The sequence below is a fragment of the Streptomyces sp. AC550_RSS872 genome (assembly GCF_019049285.1).
Lineage (GTDB): Bacteria > Actinomycetota > Actinomycetes > Streptomycetales > Streptomycetaceae > Streptomyces.
In genome coordinates this window covers 60467-81396 of record NZ_JAGMUL010000083.1, presented here as the reverse complement: position 1 = coordinate 81396, position 20930 = coordinate 60467, and the positions used below count along the sequence as shown (strand labels likewise).

14 protein-coding genes are annotated in these 20930 nt (G+C 68.3%); 11 read left to right on the top strand and 3 right to left on the bottom strand.

From position 1 onward, the window contains the following. The first annotated feature begins 84 nt into the window (after positions 1 to 84). On the top strand, positions 85 to 1116 hold the full coding sequence (locus KUM44_RS28340) for an alanine racemase (RefSeq protein ID WP_062721160.1): 1032 nt from the start codon (positions 85 to 87) through the stop codon (positions 1114 to 1116). Between the two features lie 92 nt (positions 1117 to 1208). Here KUM44_RS28340 and KUM44_RS28335 read toward each other — a convergent pair whose 3' ends face one another. After that, entirely contained in the window at positions 1209 to 2711 is a 1503-nt protein-coding gene (locus tag KUM44_RS28335) for a glycosyltransferase family 87 protein (protein ID WP_217212367.1), read from the bottom strand. A 210-nt stretch (positions 2712 to 2921) separates the two neighbouring features. Next, the gene (locus KUM44_RS28330) at positions 2922 to 5549 is read right to left on the bottom strand and encodes a transglycosylase domain-containing protein (RefSeq protein ID WP_217212365.1); all 2628 of its coding nucleotides are present in this window, start codon (positions 5547 to 5549) and stop codon (positions 2922 to 2924) included. Between the two features lie 352 nt (positions 5550 to 5901). Between KUM44_RS28330 and KUM44_RS28325 the strand changes: the two genes are divergently transcribed. The 4 genes from KUM44_RS28325 (at position 5902) to KUM44_RS28310 (ending at position 9718) form a co-directional block, all read left to right on the top strand. After that, positions 5902 to 6585: a PadR family transcriptional regulator gene (locus tag KUM44_RS28325; protein ID WP_217212363.1), complete on the top strand. Its 684-nt coding sequence runs from the start codon at positions 5902 to 5904 to the stop codon at positions 6583 to 6585. Positions 6586 to 6629: 44 nt separating this feature from the next. Beyond that, positions 6630 to 7712 carry an inositol-3-phosphate synthase gene (locus KUM44_RS28320; protein WP_217212360.1) on the top strand — a complete coding sequence of 361 codons (1083 nt, stop codon included), beginning with the start codon at positions 6630 to 6632 and terminating at the stop codon, positions 7710 to 7712. A gap of 99 nt (positions 7713 to 7811) precedes the next feature. Next, positions 7812 to 9089: an MFS transporter gene (locus KUM44_RS28315; protein ID WP_217212358.1), complete on the top strand. Its 1278-nt coding sequence runs from the start codon at positions 7812 to 7814 to the stop codon at positions 9087 to 9089. A 110-nt stretch (positions 9090 to 9199) separates the two neighbouring features. Next, positions 9200 to 9718, top strand: coding sequence for a hypothetical protein (locus KUM44_RS28310; protein ID WP_217212356.1), 519 nt, complete (start codon positions 9200 to 9202; stop codon positions 9716 to 9718). A gap of 97 nt (positions 9719 to 9815) precedes the next feature. On the opposite strand, the gene KUM44_RS28305 is transcribed toward KUM44_RS28310, so the two are convergent. Then, positions 9816 to 11282 (bottom strand): CCA tRNA nucleotidyltransferase, encoded by a 1467-nt coding sequence (locus tag KUM44_RS28305; protein ID WP_217212354.1) that lies wholly within the window; start codon positions 11280 to 11282, stop codon positions 9816 to 9818. A 271-nt stretch (positions 11283 to 11553) separates the two neighbouring features. On the opposite strand from KUM44_RS28305, the gene KUM44_RS28300 reads away from it, so the two are divergent. The 6 genes from KUM44_RS28300 to trxB all read left to right on the top strand — a co-directional run bounded on the left by KUM44_RS28300 (position 11554) and on the right by trxB (position 20886). Continuing rightward, positions 11554 to 13962 (top strand): DUF6049 family protein, encoded by a 2409-nt coding sequence (locus tag KUM44_RS28300; protein WP_217212352.1) that lies wholly within the window; start codon positions 11554 to 11556, stop codon positions 13960 to 13962. 45 nt (positions 13963 to 14007) lie between these two features. Further along, the gene (gene murJ, locus KUM44_RS28295) at positions 14008 to 16248 is read left to right on the top strand and encodes a murein biosynthesis integral membrane protein MurJ (RefSeq protein ID WP_217212350.1); all 2241 of its coding nucleotides are present in this window, start codon (positions 14008 to 14010) and stop codon (positions 16246 to 16248) included. A 136-nt stretch (positions 16249 to 16384) separates the two neighbouring features. Continuing rightward, a complete protein-coding gene (locus tag KUM44_RS28290) occupies positions 16385 to 18100 on the top strand; it encodes a protein kinase family protein (protein ID WP_217212348.1) in 1716 nt (571 codons plus the stop codon). Between the two features lie 30 nt (positions 18101 to 18130). Continuing rightward, positions 18131 to 18871, top strand: coding sequence for an RNA polymerase sigma factor SigM (gene sigM / locus KUM44_RS28285; RefSeq protein WP_217212346.1), 741 nt, complete (start codon positions 18131 to 18133; stop codon positions 18869 to 18871). Further along, a complete protein-coding gene (locus KUM44_RS28280) occupies positions 18868 to 19749 on the top strand; it encodes an anti-sigma factor (protein WP_217212344.1) in 882 nt (293 codons plus the stop codon). The genes sigM and KUM44_RS28280 overlap by 4 nt, the downstream gene beginning before the upstream one ends. Positions 19750 to 19917: 168 nt before the next feature. After that, positions 19918 to 20886, top strand: coding sequence for a thioredoxin-disulfide reductase (gene trxB / locus KUM44_RS28275; protein WP_217212342.1), 969 nt, complete (start codon positions 19918 to 19920; stop codon positions 20884 to 20886). Positions 20887 to 20930: the final 44 nt, after the last annotated feature.

Genomic DNA, 20930 nt, shown 5'->3' with positions numbered 1-20930 from the left:
CTTCGATACCGTCAACAGCTGCACCGTCGATAGCTTCCATACCTCTGATACACCGCAGCCACGAGAAAGGTTCCAGGTCCGGCCATGGCGCTCACGCTCTACGTCGACACCGCGCGCTGGCGGGCGCACCACAAGCACGTGCAGGAGCAGTTCCCGGGACTCGTCCCGGTCTGCAAGGGCAACGGCTACGGGTTCGGGCACGAGCGGCTGGCGGAAGAGGCCACGCGCCTGGGTTCCGACGTCCTCGCCGTCGGAACGACGTACGAGGCCGCGCGCATCAAGGACTGGTTCGGTGGTGACCTGCTGGTGCTGACGCCGTACCGGCGCGGCGAGGAACCGGTTCCGCTGCCCGACCGGGTCATCCGCTCGGTCTCGTCGGTGGACGGCGTGTACGGACTCGTGGGCGCCCGTGTGGTCATCGAGGTGATGTCCTCGATGAAGCGGCACGGGGTCAGCGAGCACGATCTGCCACAGCTGCACGCCGCCATAGAGAATGTCCGGTTGGAGGGCTTCGCCATCCACCTGCCGCTGGACCGCACCGACGGCTCGGACGCCGTCGAGGAGGTCATCGGCTGGATGGACCGCCTGCGTGCGGCCCGGCTGCCGCTGCACACGATGTTCGTCAGCCACCTCAAGGCCGAGGAACTCGCCCGTCTGCAACAGCAGTTCCCGCAGACCCGCTTCCGGGCCCGCATCGGCACTCGGCTGTGGCTGGGCGACCACGAGGCCACCGAGTACCGCGGCGCGGTCTTGGACGTCACGCGTGTCTCCAAGGGTGACCGCTTCGGCTACCGGCAGCAGAAGACGGCCTCCGACGGCTTCCTGGTGGTCGTTGCGGGCGGTACGTCGCACGGGGTGGGCCTGGAGGCCCCCAAGGCCCTGCACGGCGTCATGCCGCGCGCCAAGGGCGTTGCCCGGGCCGGCCTCGCCACAGTCAACCGGAACCTTTCTCCCTTCGTGTGGGGCGGCAAGCAGCGCTGGTTCGCGGAGCCGCCGCACATGCAGGTCTCCATCCTGTTCGTCCCCGCGGACGCCCCCGAGCCGAAGGTCGGCGACGAACTGGTCGCCCATCTGCGGCACACCACCACGCAGTTCGACCGGATCGTCGACCGTTGAGCGACCGCCGCTCGGCAACGTCATAACCACGAAAGGCCGTACACGGAGGAGTCCGTGTACGGCCTTTCACTTGCGCCACCCCGCATGTTCGCTCAGAGCGAACCGTCGGTGGTCTTCCCCGGACTGCCCCACTCCACATGCGGCCCGTCGAAGTGAGCCGCGTGCCGTGGCGGATGGGCCGCGGGCCCGAACACGAACACGTCCTCCGCTCTGTCGAGCACCCCGCCCGAAGGGTCGTCCTCGCCTGCCCGGCGCACCGGATCGCGGTCCGGCATGAGGATGTCCCGTACGACGACGGCGCACAAGTACAGCGTCCCCAGCAGGTGCACGCCGATGGCCCAGTGGTAGCCATCGGGCGGCAGTCCCTTGTGGGCGTCCCCGCTGGTCGTGTACGCGAGGTACAGCCAGATCCCGAGGAAATACGCCACCTCGCACGCCTGCCAGATGAGGAAGTCCCGCCACCTCGGCCGGGCCAGCGCGGCCAGCGGCACCAGCCACAGGACGTACTGCGGCGAGTAGACCTTGTTGGTGAGGATGAACGCCGCGACGATCAGGAAGGCCAGCTGGGCGAACCGCGGACGTCGCGGCGCGGTGAGCGTGAGCGCGGCGATGCCGGCACAGCACAGCAGCATCAGCAGCGTGGCGAGCGTGTTGACGGTCTCCGTGGTGAGCGGGTCGGTGGAGTTCTGGGCCATGATCAACCAGAAGGAGCCGAAGTCGACGCCCCGTTCCTGACTGAACCGGTAGAACTGCGACCACCCGTCCCAGGCGAGCAGCATCACCGGCAGGTTCACGACCAGCCAGGCGACGACGGTGCCGCCCAGCGCCTTACCGAAGTCCCGCCACTTGCCCGTACGCCAGCACAGGACCAGCAGCGGACCGAGCAGGAAGACGGGGTAGAGCTTCGCGGCTGTGGCGAGCCCGAGCAGGATGCCGAAGGCGAGGGCGCGGCCGCGTGACCACATCAGCATCGCTGCGGCCGTCAGTGCGACGGCCAGCAGGTCCCAGTTAATGGTCGCGGTCAGCGCGAAGGCGGGTGCCAGGGCAACCAGCAGGCCGTCCCAGGGGCGCCGGGTGTGCGTGCGGCTCACGCAGACGGCGATGACGGCCGCGCACGCCATCAGCATCCCTGCGTTGACCATCCAGTACCACTGCTCCTGGTGCTGGATGGTGCCGCTCCCCGTCGTGAGCCAGGAGGCGACCTCCATGAACACGCCGGTCAGCACCGGGTACTCGAGGTACTGCATGTCGCCGGGAAGCTTGTCGAAGTACGGCACGAGCCCGTCGGCGAAGCCACGCCCCTGATAGAGGTGCGGGATGTCCGAATAGCAGGCATGCGTGTACTGCGAGCTGGCACCGAAGAACCAGCCGCCGTTGTAGCAGGGCGCCTTCTGGACCAGGCCGAGGGCGAACATGCCGATCGCCACGAGCGCGATGATCCGCACCGGAGTCCACCACGACGTCCCGAGCAGGGCACGCCGCCCGATGGGGCCGCCGATCAGCTCACTCCCGTTCGCGGCCACCTCGTCCTCCGCGGTCGGCCGCACCGGGTCTGGCTCGTGCACGCTCGTGGGCGTCGTCTCTGCACTGGGCATGGGGCACATCCTGCCGTACCAGTCTGAGAACGGGGCGAGGGCGATGGGCCTGAGGCGGCTGAGTGTTTCACGTGAAACCGACGTTTCACGTGAAACAGGCCGTGCTCCGAGGGGCGTAGCAGCGACAAAGGCCGGTGGCCGGCACCCCATTTTGCTGGGTGCCGGCCACCGGCCCTCACGCCTCGGCTGACCTGTCAATCAGCGTGCCAATCAGCCTGACGGTCCTCCGAAGAGGCCCCCGTTGCCGTTGGCATTGCCCCCGGAGTTGTCCGTCTCCGTCTCGGTAGGCGTCGGCGACGAGGTCGTGCCCCCGTCTGAACCGCCGTTCTGTCCACCGTTGACGTTGTTGCACTGCCAGTCGAACTCGTCGCAGGTCTCGGTCGGTGTCGGCGACGGGGACGTCAGCGACTCGGAGGGCGTCGGCGTGGGGCTCGGGCTCTCCTCGACCGTCTCCGTGGGCGTCGGAATCGCGCTCGGCGTCGGGGTGTCGTTGATGATTTCACCGATGGGCTCGGCCTTGGGGAAGGCCTCAGGAGTGACTCCCTTCATGGCCTCGACCATGTAGTCCTTCCAGACCTGCGCCGGGATGTCACCACCGTGGATGGACGGCACGCCACCGGTGCCGTTCATGGACAGCAGCTTGCCCTTGTCGGGGTCCGTTCGGAACAGCGTCACGGCCGTGGACAGTTCCCTGGTGTAGCCGACGAACCACGCCGACTTGTTCTCGTCGGTCGTACCCGTCTTGCCGGCCACCGGGAACCCGATGTCCGCGACCTTCTTGCCGGTGCCGTTCTGGACGACGTTCTCCAGGACGTCCGTCACGTTGTTCGCGACGTTCGGCTCCATGGCGTCCTGCTCCTCGGGTTCCTCGAACCCGTCGAGCTGCTTGCCCTTGTGGATCACCTTGGTGACGGAGTAAGGCTCGATGTGCTTGCCGTCGTTGGCGAAGGCACCGTACGCGTCCGCCATACGGATGGCGCTGGGCGTCGACGTACCGAGCGAGAAGGACACGTTCCTGAGGTTGGCCTTGTCGAAGAAGGCCTCCGAGATGCCCAAGTCCTTGGCCATCTCCTGGGTCCTGGACAGGCCGACATCGATACCCAGCTGCGCGAACGGGCTGTTGATCGACTGCTCCATGGCCTTCTTGAGCGTCACCTCGCCCCAGGCCGTGATGCCCTCGTTCTTCTGACGGAACGGCTTTCCGTTATCGCCCATGATCGGGTCGCCGTTCTGGTCCTTGATCTCGAGGAGGTCGTTGCCGTTGTACTTGGTCAACGGCGAGAGCGCCTTGCCGTTGGTCTTGTACGTCCCGTACTTCATCGATGCGGCCAGCACGATGGGCTTCCACGTCGATCCGACCGGCACACCCAGCGTGTTGGCATTGTTGGAGTAGTGGCCCTTGTTGTAGCCCGCGCCGCCGTACAGCGCGACGATCGCTCCGGTCTTGGGGTCGACCGACGCGCCACCGAACTGGACGTACTTGTCCTTCTCCCGCTTCTTGGGGTCGAGGAAGCTCTTCTCCGTCTTCTCGACGGCCGCCGCCAGCTCGTTGACCTTCTGCTTGTCAAACGTCGTGTAGATCCGGTAGCCGCCCTGCTCCAGGTCCTCGGGGGACAGGCCCGCCTTCTTGGCGACGTACTCTTTGGCGATGTCGATGAGATAGCCGGACTGACCGGACAGGTTCGAGCTCTGCTTCTTCAACGTGGGGAAGTCGCCGACCTTGGCACGCTCCGCCGGAGTCATCCGCTTGACCTCGACCATGCGGTCCAGGATCCACGACCAGCGTTCCTTGGCCCGCTTCGTGTTTGCCTTCTCCGTGGCGTTCGCTCCTACGCCACCGTCGGGGTTGTAGAAGTTCGGCCCCTTCAGCACTGCGGCGAGGAAGGCGCATTGCTCGGTGCTGAGCTTTTCGGCGTCCACGCCGAAGTACGCCTGTGCGGCTGCCTGGATTCCGTAGGAGTTACGACCGTAGTAGGCGGTGTTGAGATAGCCGGCGAGGATGTCGTCCTTGGACAGCTTCTGGTTCACCTTGATGGAGATGAACAGCTCTTTGAACTTGCGGGAGAGAGTCTGCTCCTGGCTCAGGTAGGTGTTCTTGACGAACTGCTGGGTGATGGTGGAACCACCCTGCGTCTCGCCGCCCCTCGCCATGTTGAGGACCGCGCGCGCGATACCGGCAGGGTCGATGCCCTTGTCGTCGTAGAAGGACGCATTCTCGGCGGAGACCACCGCGTCCTTCATCTCTGTCGGGATCTCCGCGTTGCTCACGAGCTGGCGGTTCGTCTGGCCGCCGGTCGACGCCATCTGCTTGCCATTGGACCAGTAGAAGACGTTGTTCTGGGCCATGGCCGTGTCCTGCGGCTTCGGGATGCCCACCATGGCGTACCCGATGCCCGCGGCTGCGACCAGACCGCCCATGAACGCGAGGAACGTCCCCGTGACAAGCCGCCACGACGGCACCCAGCGCGCCGCGCCGTACTTGCCCGCACGGGGGTAGTCGATGAACCGCTTCCCTGCGGGAGGGGCCGCACGCCCTCTACCACGCCCGGGGCCGTTCGGCCCGCCGGGAGCGGCACGGCGGCCGCCCCCACCAGGTTCGGCCGCTCTACGGCGGCTGCCCCCGCCTCTCTGGGCGGCGCGACGTGCCTCGGCGCGTCCGCCATACGGACGATCCTCGCCTTCCGAACCGCTGAGACCCGACCCGTACGAGTCGGAAGGAGATCCGGTGGCGCCTCGCGGTGCCGCTCGGCGGCCGGAGGACGAGCCGGCCTGGCCGCGTCGGGCCGCGGCACGTCCGCCTCCCTGCGGCTGCGGCGGTTTGCGACGGTGCTCGCTCATCGAACGACTACTCCTCGGGCAGGCGCACCCCTGCGCGCCTGACAACGGCGGCTGTTTTCCGGTCCCCCCGAAGTACGGATGCGGTCGGTTCCGCATTCACCCGTACTGCACCAAGGACGACGACGCCCTCAGGCGTCACTCGGTTCCCGGTGCTGTGCATGGCGCACAGACTACGCACCGTCAAAGCCCACCTAGCCCCGAACTTCACCCCAAATCAGGCAAGTCGCTCCACATGAATCGTTGATGTGATCCCGTTCACCGTTCCCCCACTTGTCGCGCCCGGAAGGCCGTTCTATCGTCTTGATGTATCGAGTCGATACATCAGCGCGAGATATGACGAGGAGGCGAGAGGATGAGCCGACGTTCCGGGATCCTCGAGTTCGCCGTACTCGGACTGCTCCGCGAATCCCCGATGCACGGCTATGAGCTGCGCAAACGACTCAATACGTCACTGGGCGTGTTCCGTGCGTTCAGCTACGGCACGCTCTACCCCTGCCTCAAGACGCTGGTCGCCAACGGCTGGTTGATCGAGGAACCGGGGAGCACCGCCGAGGACGCCCTCGCCGCACCACTCGCGGGGCGGCGCGCCAAGATCGTCTACCGGTTGACGGCGGAAGGTAAGGAACACTTCGAGGAACTGCTCTCGCAGACCGGCCCCGACGCGTACGAGGACGAGCACTTCGCTGCCCGATTTGCCTTCTTCGGACGCACACCACAGGACGTGCGCATGCGCGTGCTGGAGGGCCGCCGCAGCCGGCTGGAGGAGCGGCTGGAGAAGATGCGCGCCTCCCTGGCGCGCACTCGGGAGCGCCTCGACGACTACACGCTTGAGCTCCAGCGCCACGGGATGGAGTCCGTGGAGCGCGAAGTGCGCTGGCTGAACGAGCTCATCGAGAGCGAGCGGGCCGGACGGGACCTGAAGGGTTCCGCTTCCGGGGGGTCCGCTCAGCAGGACACCACATCTGGAGAGCCGGGCGATCTGCCCCGTCCCGGGGGTACCCCCGGGACGGATTCACCCGGCGACACCGCCACGTGAGAGCTCAGTCAGGGCCTCACTCGTACACACAGGGAGCAACCGGAATGGGTTCGGTTCGCGTAGCCGTCGTCGGCGTCGGCAACTGCGCCGCGTCGCTGGTTCAGGGAGTCGAGTACTACAAGGACGCCGACCCGGCGTCCAAGGTCCCCGGTCTGATGCACGTGCAGTTCGGCGACTACCACGTCCGTGACGTCGAGTTCGTCGCCGCGTTCGATGTCGACGCGAAGAAGGTCGGCCTCGACCTCGCGGACGCGATCGGCGCCAGCGAGAACAACACCATCAAGATCTGCGACGTGCCGCGCACCGGTGTGACCGTCCAGCGCGGCCACACCCTCGACGGCCTCGGCAAGTACTACCGCGAGACCATCGAGGAGTCCGCCGAGGCCCCGGTCGACGTCGTCCAGGTCCTCAAGGACAAGCAGGTCGACGTCCTCGTCTGCTACCTGCCCGTGGGCTCCGAGGACGCGGCGAAGTTCTACGCCCAGTGCGCGATCGACGCCAAGGTCGCCTTCGTCAACGCCCTGCCGGTCTTCATCGCCGGTACGAAGGAGTGGGCGGACAAGTTCACCGAGGCGGGCGTCCCGATCGTCGGCGACGACATTAAGTCCCAGGTCGGCGCGACCATCACGCACCGCGTCATGGCGAAGCTGTTCGAGGACCGCGGCGTCGTCCTGGACCGCACGATGCAGCTGAACGTCGGCGGCAACATGGACTTCAAGAACATGCTCGAGCGCGACCGCCTGGAATCCAAGAAGATCTCCAAGACGCAGGCCGTCACCTCCCAGATCCCGGACCGGGAGCTCGGCGAGAAGAACGTCCACATCGGCCCGTCCGACTACGTCGCCTGGCTCGACGACCGCAAGTGGGCCTACGTCCGCCTCGAGGGCCGCGCCTTCGGTGACGTCCCGCTGAACCTGGAGTACAAGCTCGAGGTGTGGGACTCCCCGAACTCCGCCGGCGTCATCATCGATGCCCTGCGCGCCGCGAAGATCGCCAAGGACCGCGGCATCGGCGGCCCGATCCTGTCGGCCTCCAGCTACTTCATGAAGTCTCCGCCGGTCCAGTACTTCGACGACGAGGCCCGCGAGAACGTCGAGAAGTTCATCAAGGGTGAGGTCGAGCGCTAAGGGCTCCTCAGCACCGCACCAGAACGCTCCTGCCAGAGCTGCCGAGGGTCCCCGGGTTGTACCGCCTGGGGACCCTCCCCGTATGTGAGGCTGTGACCCATGTCCGTCGTACGCGACCTGCGGGTCCTGCTGCGCTTCCGGGACTTCCGGCGCCTGCTCGTCGTACGTCTGCTCTCGCAGGGCGCCGACGGCGTCTACCAGACCGCGCTCGCCACGTACGTCGTCTTCTCCCCGGAGAAACAGACCTCGGCCGCCTCGATCGCCTCCGCGATGGCGGTGCTGCTCCTGCCGTACTCCCTGGTGGGCCCGTTCTCCGGCGTCCTGCTGGACCGCTGGCGCCGCCGCCAGGTTCTGCTGTACGGCAGCCTGCTGCGCACGGCACTCGCCTCGGCGACGGCCGCCCTGATCATCGCCGGGGTCCCGGACTGGCTCTTCTACGTCTCGGCCCTGTGCGTCACCGCCGTCAACCGCTTCGTGCTGTCCGGCCTGTCCGCCGCGCTGCCGCGCGTGGTCGACGAGGAGCGGCTCGTCATCGCCAACTCCCTGTCCCCGACCGCCGGAACGCTCGCGGCGGCCGCGGGTGCCGGTCTGGCCTTCGTCGTACGGCTGGTGGCGTGGGACTCCGAAGCAGCCGTGGTGCTTCTGGGGGCCGCGCTGTATCTGTGCGCCGGGCTGGCGTCACTGCGCATGTCCCGGGAACTGCTGGGTCCTGACCGAGAGTTGGTGCAGCCACGCCTCGCGGCAGCCATTTCCGGCACAGCGCGCGACCTGGCAGCGGGGGTGCGCCATCTCGCCACGCCGCCGCGGAGGGAGGCCGTCTGGGCGCTGTTCACGATGACCCTGATGCGCTTCTGCTACGGCGCCCTGCTGGTCACGCTGCTGATGCTCTGCCGGTACGCCTTCTCCTCGAACGCCGATGACGGACTCGCCCTGCTGGGGCTGGCGTTGGCCATCTCTGCCGCCGGCTTCTTCGCGGCGGCGGTGGCGACTCCTTGGGCTGCGGGGCGGCTGGGCTCGGGCCTCTGGATCGCCGTGTGTGCGGGGATCGCCGCGGTCCTCGTGCCCGCACTCGGCCTTCCGTTCACCACAACTCCCATGCTGGTGGCGGCATTCGTCCTGGGCCTGACGACGCAGGGAGCGAAGATCGCCACGGACACGATCGTGCAGGCCTCGGTCGAGGACGGCTTCCGTGGCCGGATCTTCTCCGTGTACGACGTGCTGTTCAACGTCTCCTTCGTCGGTGCGGCAGGCGTAGCCGCCCTGATGCTGCCGCCGGACGGACGCTCGGTGCCGCTCGTGGTCACAGTCGCCGTTATCTACGCGGCAGTTGCTGTGGCTATGGCCCGCTTTGAACACCAGCCTGTGTCACATCAATGACACGGAGCCACTCCCGGCCACTCCGGTGTCAGTGGGGACCGGTAACTTACGTGCGTCTTATTTCCGCGCTTAGTTCGCGCCACGCACCCACGTTCTAGGGGGACCCCCAAGTGACAACTCCGCCGCCCCAGGGCAACCCGTTCGCCCAGGGCCAGAACCCGTACGGCCAGCCGCAGGGCCAGGCACCGTACCCGTCCCAGGGCGGCTACCCGCAGCAGCCGGGCCAGCCCGGGTTCCCCCAGCAGGGGGCGGCTCCCTATGCGCCGGTTCCGCCGCAGTCCGGCCGCAAGTTCAGCTTCAAGAAGATCAAGAACATCGTCATCATCGCGGCCGCTGTGGTTGTGGCCATCGGGGGCTACATAGCCAGCCGGGACAACGCAGAGACGGCAGCGGTCGGCGACTGCATGCACCGCGGCAGCACCAGCTCGACCCGACCGGACCTCGAGGTCGTCGACTGTGGCTCTTCGGAGGCCCAGTACGTGGTGCTGGCCAAGATCGAGGGCTCCTACAGCACCGAACTCTCGGCCAGCAACAAGTGCGCCAGCGAGGCCAAGGACTTCGAGTACACGTACACGCAGAGCAGCAAGAGCAGCGACTTCCTGCTGTGCCTGAAGGAGTACAAGAAGTAGGGCAGACGCCAGGCGGGGCGGTGTTTCACGTGAAACACCGCCCCGCCTCGCATCCTCGGGTCATGTTTCACGTGAAACATGACCCCGTTTCACGACCTCAGCCTTGCTCGGCCCACCACTCCTTGAGCGCCGCCACCGCCTCGTCATGCACCATCGGCCCGTTCTCCAGCCGAAGCTCCAGCATGTGCTTGTAAGCCCGCCCGATGACCGGCCCGGGCCCCACGCCGAGGATCTCCATGATCTGGTTGCCGTCGAGGGCGGGGCGGATGGCGTCCAGTTCCTCCTGCTCCTGGAGCCGAGCGATCCGCTCCTCCAGGCCGTCGTAGGCACGGGACAGTGCGGCCGCCTTGCGCTTGTTCCGTGTAGTGCAGTCCGAGCGGGTCAGCTTGTGGAGGCGGTCAAGGAGCGGGCCGGCGTCACGGACATAGCGGCGAACCGCCGAGTCCGTCCACTCGCCCGTGCCATAGCCGTGGAAGCGCAGGTGGAGTTCGACCAGACGGGAAACGTCCTTCACCAGCTCGTTGGAGTACTTCAGGGCCGTCATGCGCTTCTTCGTCATCTTCGCGCCGACCACCTCGTGGTGGTGGAACGAGACACGGCCGTCCTTCTCGAAGCGGCGCGTGCGCGGCTTGCCGATGTCATGCAGCAGCGCGGCCAGCCGGAGGGTCAGGTCGGGACCGTTCTCCTCCAGCGCCATCGCCTGCTCCAGGACGATCAGCGAGTGCTCGTAGACGTCCTTGTGACGGTGGTGCTCGTCGCTCTCGAGGCGCAGAGCCGGGAGCTCGGGCAGCACATGGTCCGCGAGCCCGGTGTCGACCAGCAGGGTCAGGCCCTTGCGTGGCTGGGCGGAGAGGATCAGCTTGTTCAGCTCGTCCCGCACCCGCTCCGCCGAGACGATCTCGAGGCGAGCGGACATCTCCTTCATGGCGGTGACAACCTCAGGAGCCACCTCGAAGTCGAGCTGTGCCGCGAAGCGCGCCGCCCGCATCATGCGCAGGGGGTCGTCCGAGAAGGACTCCTCGGGGGTGCCCGGCGTGCGCAGGACACGCTCCGCGAGATCCTCCAGACCGCCGTGCGGGTCGATGAACTCCTTCGCCGGAAGCGCCACGGCCATCGCGTTCACCGTGAAGTCCCGCCGGACGAGGTCCTCCTCGATCGAGTCGCCGTACGACACCTCGGGCTTGCGCGAGGTCCGGTCGTACGCCTCCGAGCGGTAGGTGGTCACCTCGATCTGAAAGCATCGATCAGCGTCTCCGACGCGGGCGTCCTTCTGTGCCCCGACCGTGCCGAAAGCGATACCGACCTCCCACACGGCGTCCGCCCACGGGCGCACGATCTTCAACACGTCCTCGGGACGGGCGTCGGTCGTGAAGTCCAGGTCGTTGCCGAGCCGGCCGAGCAGCGCGTCCCGGACCGACCCGCCGACCAGGGCGAGTGAGAACCCGGCCTCCTGGAAACGGCGGGCGAGGTCGTCGGCGACAGGGGCGACCCGCAGCAGTTCACTGACCGCTCGGTGCTGCGCCTGGCTCAGGGCGCTGGGCTTGTCTTCGTTGGCGTTCGGCACAACAGAAGAGGGTACGTGGCCGGAGCGACCGGGAGCGCCTCCATTAAGCGTGCACATTCGGCGGCGCGGACAGCTCCGTCGATACGCGCACAAGGCCTGCTCTTGCGACGTTCGAAACCGCTCCCCTTTATACGGGTACATACGGGACAGGGCCGACGGTCCGAACCGATCTTGTGGATGAGACCGCGGCACTTCCTCTCAGCGCGCATCGTTACCATGCGTGGACGCACATTCCGACGACCACTGACGACGACGAGGGACGGGCGAGCGCGTGGCCGAGGCGGCAGACTTCCAGGGGATGAGTCCCTCACCTGCCCGCCGGTGGATGCGGCGCACCGGAGCATTGCTCGCCGGGGCGCCTCTGCTGACCGGCCTGCTCCAGCTGCCTGCCGCCACCCCCTCGCACGCCGCCGAACGGGATTCCCTGAAGGCCGCTTCCGGCTCGGGCGCGGTGGCCGTCGCTGTGGACTCGCTCACCCCCACTGTCCCCGCTGACGGCGACACGCTCACCGTGTCCGGCACGGTGACCAACGAGGGCAAGCAGGCGGTCACCGACGCTCAGGTGGACCTGCGCCTGGGGTCGCCCGTGAACACCCGCTCGGCCATCGACACGGTCGCCGGACGCACCGGCTACCAGGAGGGCCTCGACGGGGCCCCGGTGGGCGGGAAGTACGTCGAGGAGTTCTCCAAGCTCACCCCCGGCGTCTCCCAGCACTTCAGCATCTCCGTACCGGTCGACAAGCTGGATCTGGGCGCCGACGGGGTCTACGAGTTCGCCGTCTCCCTGTCCGGCGAGACGGCCGCGCAGCCGTGGAACCAGGTGCTCGGCATCCAGCGGACGTTCCTGCCGTGGCAGCCCGACGCGGCCGACACCCAGACCCGGACGACCGTTCTGTGGCCGCTCATGTCCACCTCGCACATGACGGCGCAGACGGGGTCGGACGAGTCGCAGACGCCGGTCTTCCGTGACGACGACCTCGCCAAGGAGATCTCCCCGGGCGGCCGGCTGCAACAGCTCGTGTCGCTGGGCAAGGAACTCGACGTCACCTGGGTGATCGACCCCGACCTGCTGGCCTCCGTGGACGCGATGACGGAGAGCTACCGCGTTCAGGGCGAGGGCGATACGACCAGGCCGGGCACCTATCGGACGGTCGCCACGCGGTGGCTGGCCGAGCTCCAGGACGCGGTGCAGGACAAGGAAGTGGTCGCCCTGCCCTTCGCCGACCCCGACCTGGCCTCCCTGGCGCACAACGGCACCAACGTCACCGGTTCCCTGAACCACCTCAAGGAGGCCACCGACGTCGCCGCGGACACGGTCGACTCGATCCTCCACGTGCAGCCGTCCACCGACTTCGCCTGGCCTGTGAACGGCGCCGTCGACCCGTCCATCGTCAAGGTCGCCACGTCCGCCGGCGCGGACAAGGTGATCGCCCGCAGCGACAGTCTCGTGGAGACCCGCGGCCTGACCTACACTCCCTCCGCGGCCCGCCCCATCGGCGGGGGCACTACGGCGGTCGTCGCGGACGCACGGATGTCGACGGCGTTCCAGGGCAACCTGACGAAGGCGTCGAGCTCGACGCTCGCCGTCCAGCGGTTCCTGGCCCTGAGCCTGGCCCTCAACCTACAGACGGACAAGCAGCGCAGCATCGTCGTCGCCCCGCAGCGGATGCCGACGACGAGCCAGGCCCGAGCGATGGCCGAGGCGGTCACGGCGCTCCAGGGCGGCACGTGGACCCAGTCCCAGGACCTCACGGCCGCCGCCACGGCCAAGCCGGACTCCGGCGCCACCACGCAGGTGCCGGCGGCGTCCAAGTACCCCTCCTCGCTGCGCAAGCAGCAACTGCCGCGATCGGCCTTCGAGCAGGTCGCCACCACGCAGGACAAGCTCGACAAGTTCAAGGTGATCCTCACCAACAAGTCCCGGGTGGTGACCCCCTTCGGGCGGGCCATGAACCGCGAGATGTCCACGTCGTGGCGCGGCCGCTCCGCGGAGGCCGCGGACTACCGCAACGGCATCGAGGCCTACGTCGACTCGCTGGCCGGACAGGTCACGCTGATCGAGAAGTCGGAGACCAAGCTCTCCGGCCGCAGTGCCACGATCCCCGTGACCGTGCAGAACAACCTGGTCCAGGGTGTCGATCACCTGGTGCTGCGGCTCACCTCGCAGAGCCCGCGGCGCCTCGAGATCGACGACGATTCCTTCTCCGAACAATCCGTCGCGGTCTCCGGCGGACACAGCCAGACCGTGAAGTTCCCCACGTCGGCTCAGGCCAACGGACAGGCCAGGGTCGTCGCCCAGCTGTTCACCGAGGACGGCCAGCCCTATGGCGCACCCGTCACCTTCGACGTGAAGGTCACCGAGTTCACGGCCACCGTGATGCTGGTCATCGGCGGCGGCTTCCTTCTGCTCGTCCTCGCCGGATTCCGTATGTACACGCAGCGCAAGCGCGCGGCGGCCCGCGCGGCCGAGGAGGACGGTGCCCAGGAGACGAGCGAGACCGACGGCGCCCCGGAGAACCAGGAAGGTCCGGAGGACCGTCTCTCGCCCGAGGAACTCCGCAAGGAAGAGTCGGACACCGGTACCCGGGCAGACGCCCCGGAGCAGCCGAGTGACCCTGCACCGGACACCGCAGCGGAAAGCGTCGACCCGTCCGGCACGGGTGAGAGAGTGGACCGTTGAGCGATGTCGTGGCCGGTGGGCCCGGGACGATGAGGTGGGGTAACCATGAACGCGCCGTACGACGGTGACCGCGGCCAGCCCGCGGTCCCCCCGGGGCACCCCGAGGGCCCGCCGGCCGAGCACGGCCAGGTACCGCCGCAGCATCCCGCGGACATGTACCTCCAGGACGCCTACGACCAGGACCCCTACCGGGCGCAGGATCTCTCCGCCCAGGACCCGGTAGCAGAAGCGCTGTACGACCGCGCCGCCCACCCGCCGCCCCCGCCGGGCACGTACCAGCCGCCCCAGGCGCTGTACGCCCAGCCGCCCCAGTCGCCGTACGCCCCTGACCCGCACGTGTGGGCGCAGACCCCGGCCCCCGAGCCGGAGGGCCCGACCCAGTACCTGCCGTACGGCGACGATCACCGGACGACCCAGTACGTGGGCGTCGACGACCTCGTCACGCACTCCACCGAGGAGCGCCCCGAGCACGACGCCTTCGCACACCTCTTCCGGGACCAGCAGCAGGGCGGCCATCCGCAGTACCAGCCGCCCGCGGTCCCGGGGCCGTCCCCGGCGCCGACCGCAGGCCCGTACCAGGGGGCTCCGCCGCCTGCTGCGGCCGAGAGCGCCGCGCCTGCGCCCGCTCCTGCCGCGGCGCCTGCGACAAAGAAGAGCGGGCGGGCCGGCGGCCTGCTGAAGTCGAGCGCCGTGATGGCCGCGGGCACGATGGTGTCCCGGCTCACCGGGTTCGTCCGGTCCATGATGATCGTCTCGGCGCTGGGCCTCGGCCTGCTGGGCGACTCGTTCCAGGTCGCCTACCAGCTGCCGACGATGATCTACATCCTGACCGTCGGCGGCGGTCTCAACTCGGTCTTCGTGCCGCAGCTGGTGCGCGCCATGAAGGACGACGAGGACGGTGGCGAGGCCTACGCGAACCGTCTGCTGACCCTGGTGATGGTGGCGCTCGCCGCCCTCACCGCACTCGCGATGGTCGGCGCGCCACTCCTGGTCAAGGCCCTGTCCACCCCCGTTGCCAACGACCCCGCCGCCAACGAGGTGGCCATCACCTTCACCCGCTACTTCCTGCCCTCGATCTTCTTCATGGGCGTCCACGTGGTGATGGGCCAGATCCTCAACGCCCGCGGCAAGTTCGGCGCGATGATGTGGACCCCGGTCCTGAACAACATCGTCATCATCGTGACGCTCGGAATGTTCCTCTGGGTGTACGGCACCGCGGAGCGCTCCGGCATGGCCGTCACGAACATCCCGCCGGAGGGCCAGCGGCTCCTCGGCATCGGTGTTCTGCTCGGCCTGGTCGTCCAGTCCCTGGCGATGATCCCGTACCTGCGTGAGACGGGTTTCCGGCTGCGGCTGCGCTTCGACTGGAAGGGCCACGGTCTCGGCAAGGCGGCGATGCTCGCGAAGTGGACGATCCTGTTCGTCCTCGCCAACCAGGCGGGTGCCCTCGTGGTCACCCAGCTGTCCACCGCCGCCGGGGTCGACTCCGACGTCGACGGAACCGGCTTCGCCGCCTACGCCAACGCCCAGCTGATCTGGGGTCTGCCCCAGGCCATCATCACCGTCTCGCTGATGGCCGCCCTGCTGCCGCGGCTATCGCGCTCGGCGGCCGAGGGCGACAGCGGCGCCGTCCGGGACGACATCTCCCAGGGACTGCGGACGACGGCGGTCGCGATCGTCCCCATCGCCTTCGGATTCCTGGCCCTCGGCATCCCGATGTGCACCCTGATGTTCGGCACCTCGGGCACGAGCGAGGCCACGAACATGGGCTTCATGCTGATGGCCTTCGGTCTCGGCCTGATCCCGTACTCCGTGCAGTACGTGGTCCTGCGCGCCTTCTACGCCTACGAGGACACCCGGACCCCCTTCTACAACACGGTCATCGTGGCGGCCGTCAACGCCGCCGCCTCCGCCGTCTGCTACTTCGTCATCCCGGCCCGCTGGGCCGTCGTCGGCATGGCCGCCTCGTACGGACTGGCCTACGCGATCGGTGTCGGCGTGGCCTGGAGCCGCCTGCGCAAGAAGCTCGGCGGCGACCTCGACGGGGCCCGCGTGATGCGGACGTACGCCAGACTCTGCATCGCCTCGGTGCCCGCGGCGCTGCTGAGCGGTGCGGCCTGCTACGGCATCGCCCAGAGCCTGGGGCAGGGCGTTCTCGGCTCCTTCGCCGCCCTGCTGGCCGGCGGAGCCGTACTGCTCGGGATCTTCTTCGTCGCCGCGCGCCGGATGCGGATCGAGGAGCTGAACTCACTGGTCGGCATGGTGCGCGGACGCCTGGGTCGCTGAGGCGGGGGTACGCGCACAACCATCGTCCGCCATCGTGTGTCGTGCATAGCGGCGGACTGTGGGCACAATTGGTTCGGCGTCGGACGGCGCGCACGGAGTCTGACGGCGCGCAATGGATGGGGAGGCAGGAACGACGGTGGCGGAACGGAGCACGGCTGCCGTCGACGTGGCAGACAACAGCGGCGACGAGCCGCTGACCGCTCAGGCGGACCAGTCCACGGCCGACGGGGTGGCCAAGAATCGGGAGCGGGTCACGGACATCGACGAGGCACAGGGGAGTGGCGGGACCGAGGGTCCCGGAAAGGCCTCACCGCCCGAACTGCACAGCGGTCACAAACTCGCCAGACGCTACCGCCTCGAGGAGTGCGTCACCCGTCTGGACGGTTTCAGCAGCTGGCGTGCGGTCGACGAGAAGCTCCGTCGCGCCGTCGGCGTGCACATCCTGCCCGCGGACCACGCACGAGCCCGGTCCGTCCTGGCCTCGGCCCGCTCCTCCGCACTTCTCGGTGACCCCCGCTTCGTGCAGGTCCTCGACGCCGTCGAGGAGAACGACCTCGTCTACGTCGTCCACGAGTGGCTCCCCGACGCCACCGAGATGAGCACCCTGCTCGCTGCGGGCCCGCTGGAGGTCTACGACGCCTACCAGATGGTCACCCAGGTGTCCGCGGCCATGGCTGCCGCCCATCGCGAGGGTCTGGCCCATCTCCGTCTCAACCCGAACGCCGTGCTGCGCACCTCGACCGGCCAGTGGCGCATCCGGGGCCTCGCGGTGAACGCCGCGCTGCGCGGCATCAGCTCCGACACCCCGCAGCGCACCGACACCGAGGCCATCGGTGCCCTGCTGTATGCCGCGCTCACCCAGCGGTGGCCGTACGAGAGCGACGCCTACGGCCTGTCCGGGCTGCCGAAGGACGTCGGTCTGATCGCTCCCGACCAGGTGCGTGCCGGCGTCCACCGTGGGCTGTCGGAACTCGCCATGCGCGCGCTGGTCAACGACGGCGCGACGGCGTCCCGCCATGAGTCCGCGTGCACGACGCCGGAGGAACTGGTGAAGGCGATCGGCGAGATGCCCCGCATCCGCCCACCGGAGCCCTCTTTCACGGCCCCGCCGGACTACCAGCGCACGACGTACCAGCAGGGCAACTACGGCCGCCAGACACCGCACCCTGGCGCCACCCAGCCAGTACCGACCCCGCCCCCTCCGCTGCAGAGCCGCACGGGCAAGGCCCTGAAGTGGGCCGTGTCAGCCCTCCTCATCGCCGCACTGGGCCTTGGCAGCTGGCAGTTGGCGGATGCGCTCATGGACCAGGGCGGCAAGTCCGAGGACAACCAGACGCAGACGACGGACGACAACGACAAGGGCAGCGACAAGGCCAAGCCGGTCAAGCCGATCGAGATTCAGAATGCCCAGGAGTTCGTCGCCAAGGGCGGGGCGCAGGCGCCGGAGGACGTGGGCAAGACGTACGACGGCGACAGCTCGACGTACTGGCGCAGCAAGAGCTTCCTCGACGGTCCGGACATGAACCCCGCCTACAAGCCTGGTGTCGGCATCGTCTACGACCTCGGCTCGGCTCAGACGGTGTCGGCCGCGTCGATAGGGCTGCTGTACCCCGGCAATCACACCACCGTCTCGCTCTACGCCTCGGACTCGCTGACGCCCTCGTCGCTGGACTCGATGGAAAAGATCGGCAGTGTCACGACGAACGGCACAAGTGCGACAGTGAAGGTCACCAAGCCGGTGAAGACCCAGTACGTTCTCGTATGGCTCACCGCCATGCCCCACGCGGACGGGGACCGGTACAGCGACGCCGGGTTCAAGCAGGCCATCACCGACCTGAAGTTCACCGGCTAGAACTCACGAGATCCAAGGGGAGGGGGTCCGATGGCAGATGGCACCGCTCACCGCGACGTGAGCGACCGGGATCTGCTCGCCCTCCACGTGAACGGTGACCCCGACGCCTTCGGTGAGCTCGTGCGGCGGCACCGTGATCGGCTCTGGGCGGTGGCGCTGCGGACGCTGGGCGACCGCGAGGAGGCCGCTGATGCCGTCCAGGACGCCCTCGTTTCCGCCTACCGGGCCGCCCACACCTTCAGGGGCCAGTCGGCCGTCACGACATGGCTGCACCGGATCACCGTGAACGCCTGCCTGGACCGCGCCCGCAAGGCGGCCTCCCGCAAGACCTCCCCCGTCGACGACACCGAGCGCCTTGAGCAGTTGCTGGAGCCTCACGAGGAGGCGTCCGCTCCGGCAGAGCGCAATGATCTGCACCGCCAGCTCCTGGAGGCCCTCGGCACGCTTCCACCGGACCAGCGCGCTGCACTCGTCCTGGTGGACATGCAGGGCTACCCGGTCGCGGAAGCGGCCCGCGTGCTCGATGTGCCGACCGGCACGATCAAGAGCCGATGCGCACGCGGCAGAGCCAGACTCCTGCCTCTGCTCACGCATCTCAGGCCGGAAAGCGTCGGCGACGGCAAGGACTCCGGCGAGAGGCGGAACCGGACGCAGGGGACATCCGTCCCACCGGCAGCGGGTCCACATGCCACGAGGCCACGGGCCACGGATCCGCGAGATACCGGGCCGAGTGATTCAGCTGCAGTGAAGGGCGGAGGTGGGCGAGCGTGACATCCACGACGGACACGGCCGGGCACCCGGACGTCGCCGAGATCTCCGACCTCACCGAGGGCCTTCTCCCCTCGTCCAGGGCTGCCGACGTACGGCGGCATCTGGAGCAGTGCGAGCTGTGCGCGGACGTCCATGCCTCACTGGAGGAGATCCGGGACCTGCTGGGCGCCGTCCCCGGCCCTCCGCGTATGCCCGCCGATGTCGCCGGCCGCATCGATGCCGCTCTCGCAGCGGAGGCGCTGCTGAACGCCACGGCGCCCGATGACGCGCACCACGGCACGCATGTTTCACGTGAAACGTCGGCAACGGCAGACCGTCCGGCAGGCCGCGCCCGCTCCGCGACCACCGGTCCCGGCCGCAAGAACCGCAAGACGGCAGGGCGACGCAAGGTCGCCGTCCTCAGCGCCGCATTCACGGCCGCCGCCCTGGGCCTCGGCTCGGTATTGCTGACCTCGCTGATGGGCGGCGGAGGGGCCGGCCCCACGGCAGACGGTGGGCAGACCGCCACGGACACGTTCTCCGCAGCGAAACTGGAGACGCAGGTCGCCGATCTCCTCGCCAAGAACAGGGGCTCCACAGAGGGCTCCCAAAAACCGGAACGCAGTCTGGGCACCCTGGGCGAACCCGACACCAAGAGCCCGCAGATCCTGCGTGAGATCACGGTGCCCGAGTGCGTCAGGAAGGGCATCGGCCGCGACGACGCGGCGCTCGCCGCTGAGGAAGGCGTCTACAAGGGCAAGGACGCTCTGCTAGTCGTGTTGCCGGATGCGACCAACGACAGCCGGGTCACCGTCTACCTGATGGACGCGGCCTGTGTGAAGCAGCCATCCTCCACCACGGCCAAAGTCCTTCTCCAGGAGTCCTACGCGCGTTCCTGAGAACCCGGCGGTTCGTCTCCCTGCCCTGGCAACCCCTGCGGTGTGGCGTCACCGTGTGCCCGGACACAGTGGGAATGCGCGCCCCTTAGGATCCGTTGGGTGGGATGAGAGTTCTGAAAAGGGCTCTCCCCGGTCCGACGACGCAGTCCAGAGACGAGGAATCAAGCCGTGAGCGACGTCCGTAACGTGATCATCATCGGCTCCGGGCCCGCCGGCTACACGGCGGCGCTCTACACCGCGCGCGCGTCGCTGAAGCCGCTTGTGTTCGAGGGGGCCGTCACCGCCGGCGGTGCGCTCATGAACACGACCGACGTGGAGAACTTCCCGGGCTTCCAGGACGGCATCATGGGCCCCGAGCTCATGGACAACATGCGCTCACAGGCCGAGCGCTTCGGGGCCGAGCTCATCCCGGACGACATCGTCAACGTCGACCTGAGCGGTGAGATCAAGACCGTCACGGACACCGCGGGCACGGTCCACCGGGCCAAGGCCGTCATCGTCGCCACCGGCTCGCAGCATCGCAAGCTCGGCCTGCCGAACGAGGACGCCCTCTCCGGCCGTGGCGTCTCCTGGTGTGCCACCTGCGACGGCTTCTTCTTCAAGGACCAGGACATCGCCGTGATCGGCGGCGGCGACACCGCGATGGAGGAGGCCACCTTCCTCTCGCGCTTCGCCAAGTCGGTGACCATCGTCCACCGGCGGGACACCCTGCGCGCCTCGAAGGCGATGCAGGACCGTGCCTTCGCCGACCCGAAGATCAAGTTCGTCTGGGACAGCGAGGTCGCCGAGGTCCAGGGCGACCAGAAGCTCTCCGGCCTGAAGCTGCGCAACATCAAGACCGGCGAACTCTCGGATCTGGCGGTCACGGGCCTGTTCATCGCGATCGGCCATGACCCGCGCACCGAGCTGTTCAAGGGCCAGCTGGAGCTGGACGCCGAGGGCTACCTCAAGGTCGACGCCCCCTCGACCCGCACCAACCTGACCGGTGTCTTCGGCGCCGGCGACGTGGTCGACCACACCTACCGCCAGGCGATCACCGCGGCCGGTACCGGCTGCTCCGCCGCTCTCGACGCCGAGCGCTTCCTTGCCGCCCTCGCGGACGAGGCGCAGGCCGAGCCCGAGAAGACCGCTGTCTGACCCCCGCCTGACCCCCATCCGCCCCACGCACCACACAGTTAAGG

Bases quoted from the DNA above. Each gene is read 5' to 3' on its own strand.
- KUM44_RS28340 (WP_062721160.1), top strand. From the start codon at position 85: ATGGCGCTCACGCTCTACGTCGACACCGCGCGCTGGCGGGCGCACCAC.
- KUM44_RS28335 (WP_217212367.1), bottom strand. From the start codon at position 2,711: ATGCCCAGTGCAGAGACGACGCCCACGAGCGTGCACGAGCCAGACCCG.
- KUM44_RS28330 (WP_217212365.1), bottom strand. From the start codon at position 5,549: ATGAGCGAGCACCGTCGCAAACCGCCGCAGCCGCAGGGAGGCGGACGT.
- KUM44_RS28325 (WP_217212363.1), top strand. From the start codon at position 5,902: ATGAGCCGACGTTCCGGGATCCTCGAGTTCGCCGTACTCGGACTGCTC.
- KUM44_RS28320 (WP_217212360.1), top strand. From the start codon at position 6,630: ATGGGTTCGGTTCGCGTAGCCGTCGTCGGCGTCGGCAACTGCGCCGCG.
- KUM44_RS28315 (WP_217212358.1), top strand. From the start codon at position 7,812: ATGTCCGTCGTACGCGACCTGCGGGTCCTGCTGCGCTTCCGGGACTTC.
- murJ (WP_217212350.1), top strand. From the start codon at position 14,008: ATGAACGCGCCGTACGACGGTGACCGCGGCCAGCCCGCGGTCCCCCCG.
- sigM (WP_217212346.1), top strand. From the start codon at position 18,131: ATGGCAGATGGCACCGCTCACCGCGACGTGAGCGACCGGGATCTGCTC.